The sequence below is a fragment of the Pseudomonas sp. rhizo25 genome, assembly GCF_031931935.1.
Classification (GTDB): domain Bacteria; phylum Pseudomonadota; class Gammaproteobacteria; order Pseudomonadales; family Pseudomonadaceae; genus Aquipseudomonas; species Aquipseudomonas synxantha.
This window is the reverse complement of the sequence record NZ_JAUJXA010000059.1, coordinates 1-420: the sequence shown is the minus strand read 5'-3', so window position 1 is coordinate 420 and position 420 is coordinate 1. Positions and strand designations below refer to the sequence as shown.

1 pseudogene is annotated in these 420 nt (G+C 59.3%); it reads right to left on the bottom strand.

Annotation, left to right across the window (positions count from 1 at the left end):
• Nucleotides 1-198, bottom strand: a pseudogene (locus QZR30_RS27925) (DUF6124 family protein); the annotation flags it as partial.
• Nucleotides 199-420: the final 222 nt, after the last annotated feature.

Sequence of the window (420 nt, the reverse complement as noted above, 5' to 3'; positions counted from 1 at the left end):
CAGCAGCTCGCCGCAGTCCAGCGCGGTAGCGGATGCGCTGTCGAGCAAACTGGCGGTGTAGAGCAGGGCATCTTCGAAGCTCAGGTCTTCGTTGACGCAGTGGAAGCCTTGGGTGGGCAGGTAGTGGTCGATGGCGCGGTTGAAGGCGGCGCGGTCTTTTGCGGGATCGCGGGGTGGGTCGGGTAGGACTTTATTCATTGTTTAGCTTCCTTTTGGATTCAAGGAGCCGAACCTTTCGCGACTAAACGTAGGGTGGCGGCTGTACGCAGGTTAGTCGACCGGCCAAAAGGCAAAATCCGGCGCACCCAAGGGCGCCCTGCGCACAGCCACCGTAAACATGGGTGGTTCATGCGCCTTTTGGAATACCGGGCGACTAAACCCGATCACTGAATTGGCAGTGACGGACCGCAGACTAGCCAT